The 11562-nt window shown below is 39.5% G+C and carries 9 protein-coding genes; 7 read left to right on the forward strand and 2 right to left on the reverse strand.

The genetic code is table 11. The annotated features are described in order from the left end of the window. Positions 1-33 precede the first annotated feature (33 nt). Genes P6280_RS03520 through P6280_RS03550 form a run of 7 tightly spaced genes read left to right on the forward strand, consistent with a single transcriptional unit; the run spans position 34 to position 8690 of the window. Positions 34-696 (forward strand): phosphatase PAP2 family protein, encoded by a 663-nt coding sequence (locus P6280_RS03520; RefSeq protein ID WP_283237012.1) that lies wholly within the window; start codon positions 34-36, stop codon positions 694-696. A gap of 43 nt (positions 697-739) precedes the next feature. Then, positions 740-2443 carry a flagellar basal-body MS-ring/collar protein FliF gene (fliF, locus tag P6280_RS03525; RefSeq protein WP_096529919.1) on the forward strand — a complete coding sequence of 568 codons (1704 nt, stop codon included), beginning with the start codon at positions 740-742 and terminating at the stop codon, positions 2441-2443. 18 nt (positions 2444-2461) lie between these two features. Beyond that, positions 2462-3493 (forward strand): flagellar motor switch protein FliG, encoded by a 1032-nt coding sequence (gene fliG, locus P6280_RS03530; protein WP_021306005.1) that lies wholly within the window; start codon positions 2462-2464, stop codon positions 3491-3493. Beyond that, entirely contained in the window at positions 3480-4259 is a 780-nt protein-coding gene (gene fliH, locus P6280_RS03535; RefSeq protein WP_283237013.1) for a flagellar assembly protein FliH, read from the forward strand. The genes fliG and fliH overlap by 14 nt, the downstream gene beginning before the upstream one ends. A 2-nt stretch (positions 4260-4261) precedes the next feature. Beyond that, the gene (gene dxs / locus P6280_RS03540) at positions 4262-6112 is read left to right on the forward strand and encodes a 1-deoxy-D-xylulose-5-phosphate synthase (protein WP_283237014.1); all 1851 of its coding nucleotides are present in this window, start codon (positions 4262-4264) and stop codon (positions 6110-6112) included. 14 nt (positions 6113-6126) lie between these two features. Next, a complete protein-coding gene (lepA, locus tag P6280_RS03545; RefSeq protein WP_283237456.1) occupies positions 6127-7917 on the forward strand; it encodes a translation elongation factor 4 in 1791 nt (596 codons plus the stop codon). A 14-nt stretch (positions 7918-7931) separates the two neighbouring features. Next, positions 7932-8690: a protein NO VEIN domain-containing protein gene (locus tag P6280_RS03550; RefSeq protein ID WP_283237015.1), complete on the forward strand. Its 759-nt coding sequence runs from the start codon at positions 7932-7934 to the stop codon at positions 8688-8690. A 576-nt stretch (positions 8691-9266) separates the two neighbouring features. Here the strand turns inward: P6280_RS03550 and P6280_RS03555 are convergent. Together P6280_RS03555 and P6280_RS03560 are read right to left on the reverse strand one after the other, a co-directional pair. After that, complete coding sequence (locus P6280_RS03555) at positions 9267-10076, reverse strand: flagellar hook-basal body protein (RefSeq protein WP_283237016.1); 810 nt, start codon at positions 10074-10076, stop codon at positions 9267-9269. A 49-nt stretch (positions 10077-10125) separates the two neighbouring features. Continuing rightward, on the reverse strand, positions 10126-11412 hold the full coding sequence (locus tag P6280_RS03560) for an MFS transporter (protein ID WP_283237017.1): 1287 nt from the start codon (positions 11410-11412) through the stop codon (positions 10126-10128). Between the last annotated feature and the right edge of the window lie 150 nt (positions 11413-11562).

The following is an 11562-nucleotide window of genomic DNA, read 5'->3' on the forward strand; positions in this document are numbered from 1 at the left end:
GTTTGAATGAACTAACTAAAAGGGTTTTAAATAATGGCTGAAAATTCTTTCAAAAATGTTTCTGCACAACCCAAAATATTTTTCTTATTACAAGTTAAAACCCTGTTTCTTTTAGGAGGCGTTTTTAGCGCGTTTTTTATCCTTATGGTTGGCTTGGTTTTTTTTGATTACGCTCATTCAATGGACAATGCCATTTTTAGCTTGATGCGTTCAAACTCTTCTAACCCTATTTTAGATCAAACGCTCCAACGCATTGTTTTTTTAGGCTCTTCTCAATTCGTGTTGCCTTTGAGCTTGTTAGTGGGGGTGTTTTTAAGCCTTTATCGCAGAAATTTAGTGCTTGGGGTGTGGTTTGTACTAAGCGTGGTTTTGTTTGAAGCCCTTTTAGAATCTTTAAAACACCTTTTGGCGTATTCCATTCAGTGGCTTTCGCGTAGCGCTAATTTCCCTAACGCTACTGCACTCTCTTTAACGCTATTTTATGGGTTGCTTGTTTTATTGATACCCCATTTGATCACGCATCAAACGCTTAAAAACATTCTTTTTTATAGTTTGTTTGGTCTGATTCTTTTAATAGGGTTAGCGCTGATTGTTTTAGGGGTGTCTTTTAGCAGTGTTTTAGGAGGGTTTTGTTTAGGGGCGTTAGGGGCTTGTTTTTCCATAGGGATTTATTTGAGCGTGTTTCAAAAAATCTAAGCGAACGGCTTAAAAGAATGAAAATTTTATCAAGGTTTTAATATTGGATTTAAAGGTATTATTGCAACGGATTGTTGATTTTTTCATCAAGCTCAATAAAAAGCAAAAAATCGCCCTAATCGCAGCGGGGGTTTTAATCACCGCTTTGCTTGTGTTTTTATTGCTCTATCCTTTTAAAGAAAAAGACTACGCGCAAGGGGGCTATGGGGTTTTATTTGAAAGATTGGACTCTAGCGATAACGCTTTAATCTTACAACACCTCCAGCAAAACCAAATCCCTTATAAAATCTTAAAAGACGACACCATTCTTATCCCTAAAGATAAAGTGTATGAAGAAAGGATCACGCTGGCTTCTCAAGGGATCCCTAAAACGAGTAAAGTGGGCTTTGAAATCTTTGACACTAAAGACTTTGGAGCGACTGATTTTGATCAAAATATCAAACTCATTCGCGCCATTGAGGGGGAATTGTCGCGCACGATTGAAAGTTTAAACCCCATTTTGAAAGCCAATGTGCATATTGCAATCCCTAAAGACAGCGTGTTTGTGGCTAAAGAAGTCCCTCCTAGCGCTTCAGTGATGCTCAAACTCAAGCCTGACATGAAGCTTTCACCCACTCAAATTTTAGGGATTAAAAATTTAATCGCTGCAGCTGTGCCTAAACTCACGACAGAAAATGTGAAAATCGTGAATGAAAACGGCGAATCAATAGGCGAAGGCGATATACTAGAAAACTCCAAAGAATTAGCCCTAGAGCAATTGCGTTATAAACAAAATTTTGAAAACATTTTAGAAAATAAGATTGTCAATATCTTAGCCCCTATTGTGGGGGGTAAAAACAAGGTGGTCGCAAGGGTTAATGCGGAGTTTGATTTCAGCCAAAAGAAAAGTACTAAAGAGACTTTTGATCCCAATAATGTCGTAAGGAGCGAGCAGAATTTAGAAGAAAAAAAAGAAGGCGCTCCTAAAAAACAAGTCGGCGGTGTGCCTGGGGTTGTGAGCAATATCGGGCCTGTGCAAGGATTGAAAGACAATAAAGAGCCAGAAAAATACGAAAAGTCTCAAAACACGACCAATTATGAAGTGGGTAAAACCATTAGCGAGATTAAGGGCGAGTTTGGCACTTTAGTGCGTTTGAATGCGGCGGTTGTGGTGGATGGCAAGTATAAAATCGCGCTTAAAGATGGGGCGAATACTTTAGAATACGAGCCTTTGAGCGATGAATCGCTTAAAAAAATCAACGCTCTAGTGAAACAAGCCATTGGCTATAATCAAAATAGAGGCGATGATGTAGCGGTGAGTAATTTTGAGTTTAATCCTATGGCACCCATGCTTGATAACGCTACTTTGAGCGAAAAAATCATGCACAAGACTCAAAAAGTCTTAGGCTCATTCACGCCTTTAATCAAGTATATTTTGGTGTTTATAGTGCTATTTATTTTCTATAAAAAAGTGATTGTGCCTTTCAGCGAACGCATGCTTGAAGTGGTGCCTGATGAAGATAAGGAAGTGAAATCCATGTTTGAAGAAATGGATGAAGAAGAAGATGAATTGAACAAACTGGGCGATTTGAGAAAAAAAGTAGAAGATCAATTAGGGCTTAATGCAACCTTTAGCGAAGAAGAAGTAAGATATGAAATTGTCTTAGAAAAGATTAGAGGGACCCTTAAAGAGCGCCCTGATGAAATCGCAATGCTCTTTAAGCTCCTAATCAAAGATGAAATCTCTTCAGACAGCACGAAAGGCTAAAAAGATAAAAGGTTAAAAATGGCAACCAAGCTTACCCCCAAACAAAAGGCCCAATTAGACGAACTCTCCATGAGTGAAAAAATCGCTATTTTACTCATTCAAGTGGGCGAAGACGCCACAGGCGAGATTTTAAGGCATTTAGACATTGACTCCATTACAGAGATTTCTAAGCAAATCGTGCAATTAAACGGCACAGACAAGCAAATCGGCGCGGCGGTTTTAGAGGAATTTTTTGCGATTTTTCAGTCTAACCAATACATCAATACCGGCGGTTTAGAATACGCCAGAGAGCTTTTAACCAGGACTTTAGGGAGCGAAGAAGCCAGAAAAGTGATGGATAAACTCACTAAAAGCTTGCAAACGCAAAAAAACTTCGCTTATTTAGGCAAAATCAAGCCCCAACAACTCGCTGATTTCATCATTAATGAACACCCTCAAACCATTGCCTTGATTTTAGCCCACATGGAAGCCCCTAATGCGGCTGAGACTTTGAGCTATTTCCCTGATGAAATGAAAGCTGAGATTTCTATTAGAATGGCGAATTTAGGCGAAATATCGCCCCAAGTGGTTAAAAGGGTTTCCACGGTGTTAGAAAACAAGCTAGAATCGCTCACCAGCTATAAAATTGAAGTAGGCGGCTTGAGAGCGGTGGCTGAAATCTTTAACCGCTTAGGCCAAAAGAGCGCTAAAACCACGCTCGCTCGCATTGAAAGCGTGGATAACAAGCTCGCCGGCGCGATTAAAGAAATGATGTTCACTTTTGAAGATATAGCCAAACTAGACAATTTCGCCATTAGAGAGATTTTAAAAGTAGCGGATAAAAAAGACTTGTCTTTGGCGCTAAAAACTTCCACCCAAGATTTAACCGATAAATTCTTAAACAACATGAGCAGTCGGGCAGCAGAGCAGTTTGTAGAAGAAATGCAATATTTAGGGGCAGTCAAAATCAAAGATGTGGATGTGGCTCAAAGGAAAATCATTGAAATCGTGCAGAGCTTGCAAGAAAAAGGCGTGATCCAAACCGGTGAAGAGGAAGATGTCATTGAATAGCCGCAAAAATTTGATCCAAAAAGACCATTTGAATAAGCATGACATTCAAAAATACGAATTTAAGAGCATGGCAAATTTACCCCCTAAAATTAATCCTAATGGTGCGTCTTTAGAAACGCCTAACCACCCCCAAGAGCCTTTGGAAAAAAAAGCGATAGAAAACGATTTGATTGATTGCTTATTGAAAAAAACCGATGAGCTTTCAAGCCATTTAGTGAAATTGCAAATGCAATTTGAAAAAGCCCAAGAAGAAAGCAAAGTTTTGATTGAAAACGCTAAAAACGATGGCTATAAAATCGGTTTTAAAGAGGGCGAAGAAAAAATGCGTAACGAACTCACTCATAGCGTGAATGAAGAAAGAAACCAGCTTTTGCATGCGATCAGCGCTTTAGATGAAAAAATGAAAAAATCAGAAGATCATTTAATGGCTTTGGAAAAGGAACTGAGCGCGATTGCGATAGATATAGCTAAAGAAGTGATCCTTAAAGAAGTGGAAGACAACAGCCAAAAAGTGGCCCTAGCTTTGGCTGAAGAGCTTTTAAAAAATGTTTTAGACGCAACGGATATTCATTTAAAAGTCAATCCCTTGGATTACCCTTATTTGAACGAGCGTTTGCAAAACGCTTCTAAAATCAAATTAGAGAGCAATGAGGCTATTTCTAAGGGAGGCGTTATGATCACTAGCTCTAACGGGAGTCTTGATGGGAATTTAATGGAGCGCTTTAAAACGCTCAAAGAAAGCGTGTTGGAAAATTTTAAGGTGTGATTTTGCAAAATAAAACTTTTGATTTAAACCCTAACGATATTGCAGGCTTGGAGTTGGTGTGCCAAACGCTACGGAGTCGTATTTTAGAAGTGGTGAGCGCTAATGGGGGGCATTTAAGCTCTTCTTTAGGGGCTGTGGAGCTGATTGTAAGCATGCATGCCTTATTTGATTGCCAAAAAAACCCTTTCATTTTTGACACTTCACACCAGGCTTACGCTCACAAGCTTTTAACCGGGCGTTTTGAAAGCTTTAGCACTCTAAGGCAATTTAAAGGCTTGAGCGGCTTTACTAAACCCAGCGAGAGCGCATACGATTATTTCATTGCCGGGCATAGCTCCACTTCGGTGTCTATAGGCGTGGGGGTGGCTAAAGCTTTTTGTTTGAAACAAGCGCTAGGCATGCCCATAGCTTTATTGGGCGATGGGAGCATTAGCGCAGGGATTTTTTATGAAGCCTTAAATGAACTGGGCGATAGGAAATACCCCATGATCATGATTTTGAACGATAATGAAATGAGTATCAGCACGCCTATTGGAGCCTTATCTAAAGCCCTTAGCCAGCTGATGAAAGGCCCGTTTTACCAGTCTTTCCGCTCTAAAGTTAAAAAAATCTTAAGCACCTTACCTGAAAGCGTGAATTACTTAGCGAGCCGTTTTGAAGAATCTTTTAAACTCATCACCCCGGGCGTGTTTTTTGAAGAATTAGGCATTAACTATATAGGGCCTATTAATGGGCATGATTTGAGCGCGATTATTGAAACCTTAAAATTAGCCAAAGAGCTTAAAGAGCCAGTGCTAATTCATGCACAAACCTTAAAGGGCAAAGGCTATAAAATCGCTGAAGGGCGGTATGAAAAATGGCATGGGGTGGGGCCTTTTGATTTGGATACCGGCTTGTCTAAAAAATCCAAAAGTGCGATTTTATCGCCCACTGAAGCGTATTCTAACACCCTTTTAGAATTAGCCAAAAAAGATGAAAAAATCGTAGGCGTAACCGCTGCTATGCCTAGCGGCACAGGATTAGACAAACTCATTGACGCTTACCCTTTGCGCTTTTTTGATGTCGCTATCGCTGAACAACACGCTTTAACTTCTAGCAGCGCTATGGCTAAAGAGGGGTTTAAACCTTTTGTGAGTATCTATTCTACTTTTTTGCAAAGGGCTTATGATTCCATTGTGCATGACGCTTGCATTTCTAGCTTGCCGATTAAATTAGCCATTGATAGGGCTGGGATTGTGGGCGAAGACGGCGAAACGCACCAAGGGCTTTTAGACGTGTCGTATTTGCGCTCTATCCCCAACATGGTCATTTTTGCCCCACGAGATAATGAGACTTTAAAAAGCGCCGTGCATTTTGCCAATGAACACGATTCAAGCCCTTGCGCGTTCCGCTATCCTAGGGGGTCGTTTGCGTTAAAAGAGGGGGTTTTTGAGCCTAGCGGTTTTGTTTTAGGGCAAAGCGAATTATTGAAAAAAGAGGGCGAAATTTTACTCATTGGCTATGGTAATGGCGTGGGGCGGGCGCATTTAGTCCAACTGGCTTTAAAGGAAAAAAACATAGAGTGCGCGCTGTTGGATCTCAGGTTTTTAAAGCCCTTAGATCAAAATTTAAGTGCCATCGTTGCCCCTTATCAAAAGCTCTATGTTTTTAGCGATAATTACAAGCTTGGGGGGGTGGCTAGCGCAATTTTAGAGTTTTTGAGCGAACAAAATATTTTAAAGCCTGTTAAAAGCTTTGAAATCGTTGACGAATTTATCATGCATGGGAACACCGCTTTAGTGGAAAAATCCTTAGGCTTAGACACAGAGAGTTTGACTGACGCTATTTTAAAAGATTTAGGACAAGAGAGATGAAACCAAAAGTGCCAATGAAAAATATCCGTAATTTTTCCATTATCGCTCACATTGACCATGGTAAAAGCACTTTAGCGGATTGTTTGATTTCTGAGTGCAACGCTATCAGTAACAGAGAAATGAAGAGCCAAGTGATGGACACGATGGATATTGAAAAAGAAAGGGGCATTACGATTAAGGCTCAAAGCGTGCGCTTAAATTACACGCTTAAGGGGGAGGATTATGTTTTAAACCTCATTGACACCCCAGGGCATGTGGATTTCAGCTATGAAGTGTCGCGTTCTTTGTGTTCGTGCGAAGGGGCGTTATTGGTAGTAGATGCCACTCAAGGCGTGGAAGCGCAAACCATCGCCAACACTTATATCGCTTTAGATAACCATTTAGAAATTTTACCGGTGATTAATAAAATTGATTTGCCTAATGCGAATGTTGTAGAAGTCAAACAGGATATAGAAGACACGATAGGGATTGATTGCTCTAATGCTAATGAAGTGAGCGCTAAAGCCAGGCTTGGCATTAAAGATTTGTTAGAAAAAATCATTACGACCATTCCTGCCCCTAGCGGTGATTTTAACGCTCCCTTAAAAGCGCTCATTTATGATTCATGGTTTGACAATTATTTAGGGGCGCTAGCGTTGGTGCGCATCATGGATGGGAGCATCAACACAGAGCAAGAAATTTTAGTGATGGGAACAGGTAAAAAACACGGCGTTTTAGGGCTATACTACCCTAACCCTTTGAAAAAAATCCCAACTAAAAGTTTAGAATGCGGTGAGATTGGCATTGTGAGTTTAGGGCTAAAAAGCGTTACGGATATTGCGGTGGGCGACACGCTCACAGACGCTAAAAACCCTACCCCTAAACCCATTGAAGGCTTTATGCCGGCTAAACCCTTTGTTTTTGCGGGGCTTTACCCTATAGAAACGGACAGGTTTGAAGATTTAAGAGAAGCGTTATTGAAACTCCAGCTTAACGATTGCGCTTTAAATTTTGAGCCTGAAAGCTCTGTGGCGCTTGGCTTTGGCTTTAGGGTGGGTTTTTTAGGGCTATTGCACATGGAAGTGATTAAAGAAAGGCTGGAGAGGGAATTTGGCCTTAACCTCATCGCTACCGCTCCCACGGTGGTGTATGAAGTGCATTTAACGGATAATAGCATCAAATATGTCCAAAACCCTAGCGAATTGCCCCCTGAAAACCATATCGCTTGCATCAAAGAGCCTTTTGTGAGGGCGACGATCATCACGCCGAGTGAATTTTTGGGTAATTTAATGCAGTTATTGAATAATAAAAGAGGCATTCAAGAAAAAATGGAATATTTGAACCAATCTCGTGTCATGCTCACTTATTCCTTGCCGAGCAATGAAATTGTGATGGATTTTTATGACAAGCTCAAATCTTGCACTAAAGGGTATGCGAGCTTTGATTATGAGCCGATAGAAAACAGAGAGGCCCATTTAGTGAAGTTGGATGTGAGGGTGGCAGGCGATGTGGTGGATGCGCTTTCTATCATCATAGATAAAAACAAGGCGTATGAAAAGGGGCGAGCTTTAGTGGAAACGATGAAAGAGCTTATCCCAAGACAGCTTTTTGAAGTCGCTATCCAAGCGAGCGTGGGGAATAAAATCATCGCCAGAGAGACGATTAAATCTGTCGGTAAGAATGTAACGGCTAAGTGCTATGGGGGCGATATTACACGAAAAAGAAAACTTTTAGAAAAGCAAAAAGAGGGCAAGAAACGCATGAAAGCTATCGGCAAGGTGGAGCTTCCCCAAGAAGCGTTTTTAGCGATATTAAAGATTGATTAGGGCGTTTAGCTTCTATGGCAAAACATAAGAACTATGAAATTTTAAATCTCATAGGCTATGCTTTGGCAAAATTTGATAATGACTTTATTAAAGAATTTGGCTTTTCTACTAAAAATGCTTTTTTTGAATATTGCGTCCAAATTGGCCTAGCTGACACGACTGGAGTTATCAAAAATCGCATGGATTTATTTGATTATTTTTTTCCTAACAAACGCAAAGGTTGGTGGCAAAAAGGCGATGCCTATATCCATAGGAAATTATGGATTGATAGTTTGTTTGAAAATGAAAGCGTTAAGGGTTTTAGCTATATTGTGAAATTGTTTTTGCAAGAACAATACGGCGTCAAAGATTTAGGCATTACCCCTAACGCTTACCTCAAAACCCGCTATAAAAGCATGCAAGAAACAGGTTTAGAAGCCGAATTGTATTTCTTAAACCACTATAAAAACATCAAAATATTTTCTTGTGGGCATTTAAAAGACATGCGTCTTTTTGGCGATGGGTATGACTTCTATATTCAAACCAACAAGCAAGCGTTTTTAGTGGAAGTTAAGGGGATTAGAGAAAAGCAAGGGACATTGAGATTGACCCAAAAAGAATATGAGCAAGCACAAACTTATAGCCATGATTATGTGCTTGTGGTGGTATTGAATTTAAGTGAAAAACCCCATCTTTTATCCATTGCTAACCCCTTAAAGCATTTAGAGTTTAAGGCATGCAAGAGAAAGCAAAAAAGCATTTTAGAATACCACTTAATAGGGCAAATAAAATAGCTTTACAAAGAGTTTGTCGCAACTCCAACACTATAAAGAGAATTGGCAAATTTTGATTGACTTGGCGTTGGAGTAAAAATATAAAATTACATTTATAAATAATTGGAGTAAAAATATAAAATTACATTTATAAATAAAAAAAGATCTCTTTAGATATGGTGTTGGTCATGCTAAAAGGGCGTAATCAAATTACAAAAGAATGATTTGCTAAAGATTAGTGGAAGCAGAAAGAAATTTTTTACAAGCTTTTGGAATGGTTCTATCTTAAAATGGACGCTGATAATAAAGTGGATAATAAAAAAGCTTTAATGGGGCGATAAAAACATTAAGGGAATTAGAGACCAAGTCGACACTCTCTAACGATTACAGAGATGGCATCAACTATAGCATCTCAAACCTTAATGGGGATAATCTTACTACAAACGAGCTTAAAACACAAGAACCACAACGAACTAAACAATAAAAAAGAAAAAATAAACATGCAAACACATGCACATGAAAATTTTTCACAAGTCAAAGAGACAAAAGAAATTCTTACAGACTCACAAGTTGAAAATAATCCTAAATCATTCGTTTTTAAGCTTTTGAGGCGAGTTTGTTGATCGCTTCAGCGTTCATGTCGTCTTGGTGGGTTTTTAGCACTTTAGAATACATGTCCAAAAAGCGGTTGATTCCAATCAAAGCGCTCATTTCGCGCACCGCATTGACATTGCTTTTTTCTAGCATGTATTGCCTTAATGCGCCAGAGTCAGAGACTTGATGAACGCCTTCGCCCTGATAGGTATAAAGGTTTTGCCCTATTTTTTTAAGATTTTTAGGTTCGCTAAAACTCACTAAAGCTAACGCGCCTGCTTGAATGGGGGCTTCATTATCCCTAAAAGTGATTTCGCCGTTTTGATTGACTTCAATTTCAGCGTCAGGCATGAGCATGATCCCTCCTTTTTCGTTCAAGCCTGAGCGAGAAAGCACCCTAAAGCCATTAAGAGTTACCAAAAAGCCATCTTTATCCACGCTAAAATGCCCATCTCTGGTATAAGCGACGCCCTCATCAGTTTGTATCGCAAAATAGAGGTTGGGGCTTGTTAGGGCAAAATCCAGGGGGTTATGCGTTTCTTCAAACGCGCCAAGACTCCTATCCGTATAGATTTCTGATAGAATAGGCACACGATTGAGATTGCGGTTTAAATACTTCGCACTCGCTTTGGTTTGATCTTCTAAGGGCAGCTGCTCTTGGTATTGTTGGTAAAGCCTTAAAAAATCGCCTGTAATCGCATCGTCTCTTTTAAAGCCATTGGTGTTTAAATTAGCTAAATTATTAGAGGTTAAATCCAAGCGGTTAAATTGTGTCGCCATAGCTCCAGTGGCCGCATAATACCCATTTTGCATGCAAGAATCCTTTTAAAAGGAAAAATTATAGCAAAAATTAAATAAAGATTTATTCCAAATAGGTTTTTTTAGGAAATATGATAACCATAACCATAAAGATAATAATACTAAACATGACATAGCCCACAAACCCCCATTCAAAACCATGTTGTTTGAATTGCAACGCTATATAACTCGCACTCCCTCCAAAAAGCGCATTCGCAATCGCATAGGCTAAACCCACGCCAAGCGCTCGCACATGTTCAGGGAATAATTCCGCTTTAATGACCCCAGCAATGCAAGTGTAAAAACTCATCGCGCTCAAGGCAAGCATTTCATAAAATAGGGCTTCATACACGCCACTAGCATGCTTGATGCCATAAAAGACAATGGGCGTTACAATAAGCCCTGCGATAGCAAAAACCATCAGCATTTGGGTGCGCTTGATTTTATCAGCCAGCATTCCGCACAAGGGTTGCAACAAAATAAAATAAGAGAGCGCTAAAAGCATGATAAAACTGCTTTCTTTAGGGCTGAATGATGAGCTGTTGGTTAAAAAGATTTTTAAATACACCGTAAAAGTATAAAAACACAAACTCCCTCCCATAGTTAGCCCAAAGACTATCATTAAGGCTTTTTTATGGTTGAGTAATTCCTTCAAACTGCCTCTTTGGGTTTTTTCTTTAATAGTGGTTTTAAAAATTGTTTGACTATCCATAGTTTCTTCCATGATATTTCTTAAAAAGAGCGAGAGCAAGGCTAATATACCCCCTAAAGCGAATAAATAACGCCAAGCAAACGTGCTGATTTGCTCATGCGTGTAAATATTTTCAACGATAAAGAGTGAAAAAATAGCTAAGAGTTGCCCTCCCACTAAAGTTACATATTGAAAAGAGCCATAAAAACCTTTTTTGCCGTTCTTGCCTAATTCAGAGAGGTAAGTAGCGACCACGCCATATTCTCCTCCCACGCTAAAGCCTTGTAAAAGCCTGGCTAATAATAAAAACAAGAACGCCCATTCCCCTACGATTTCTTTAGTGGGGAGCAATGCGAGCAAAAAAGAGCCTAGCGCCATAAGGATAATGGAATACACCATAGAAGTTTTACGCCCCTTTTTATCCCCCAATTTACCAAAAAACAAACTCCCCAAAGGACGCATGAAAAACCCTAGCATGAAAACTAAAAAAGCTGAGATTAGCGCTAAAGTGGGGTCATTAGTGTGGGTAAATTCCTTAGCAAAATAAGGCGCCAAGAACGCATAAGTGTAAAAGTCATACCATTCTACTAAATTGCCTGAACTAGCGGCTAAAAGGGATTTTAAGGGTTTTTTGGTGGCTAGTTGGGTTTGGGGGTTCATGGCTATCCTTGAATATGAAATTTTTAGGTGATTTTACTAGGAGTTAGGGAATACACAGATAATATTTGATTAATAGGTGAAGGGTTGGTATCGTTTGTATCATTGAGAAAAGTTTTTTAAAAATTAAAAATAATGTTTGCCAATATCCAA

This window comes from Helicobacter sp. 219-2 (assembly GCF_030053225.1).
GTDB lineage: Bacteria > Campylobacterota > Campylobacteria > Campylobacterales > Helicobacteraceae > Helicobacter > Helicobacter pylori_C.